Annotated in this window: 1 protein-coding gene; it reads right to left on the bottom strand. The window is 67.4% G+C overall.

Annotated features, from left to right (window positions below; genetic code table 11):
- Nucleotides 1-550: response regulator transcription factor (locus D7X55_RS45885; protein ID WP_147470451.1), on the bottom strand; the 550-nt coding region annotated here is incomplete at its 3' end.
- Nucleotides 551-651 lie beyond the last annotated feature (101 nt).

Genomic DNA, 651 nt, shown 5'->3' on the forward strand with positions numbered 1-651 from the left:
GTTCCATGCGTGCGAACACCTGGTCCGGATGACGGGCGAAGAACAGCAGCAGGTCGAACTCGCGCGGGGTCAGTTCCAGCGTGTTGCCATCCACCGAAGCGGTGCGCGCGACCGGATCGAGCTGCAGCCCACCCAGCTCGATCGCGCCGGCATCGATGCGCGCGCTCTGCGCCATCGCCTCGGCGCGGCGCAGCAGCGCACGTACCCGTGCCACCAGTTCCGGCATCGAAAAGGGTTTTGCCAGGTAATCGTCCGCGCCCAGTTCCAGGCCGACGATGCGCTGCGTTTCACTGCCGCGCGCGCTGATGATGATGATCGGGACATACCGCGCCATCGCGCGCGCGCGCTGGCACACCTGCAGCCCGTCCACGCCGGGCAGCATCACGTCCAGCACCAGCGCATCCCACGGGCCGTCCTGCTCGAGCAGGCGCAGGCCGGCATCGCCGCTGGCGGCATGGGCGACGTCGTAGCCCTCATCGCCCAGGTGCATGCGCAGCAGGTCGGCGATGTGGGCATCGTCTTCAACGATCAGCACGCGTTTGGTCGACATCGGCAGCTCGGGGCCAGTGGGGAGGCTGGCTGCATTGTGGCGCGGGACGGCCGCCGATACCTCACGAAAAATTGAATCCTGCGTGAGGATTCGTTGACCCG

This window comes from Corallococcus sp. AB049A, from assembly GCF_003668885.1.
GTDB lineage: Bacteria > Myxococcota > Myxococcia > Myxococcales > Myxococcaceae > Corallococcus > Corallococcus interemptor.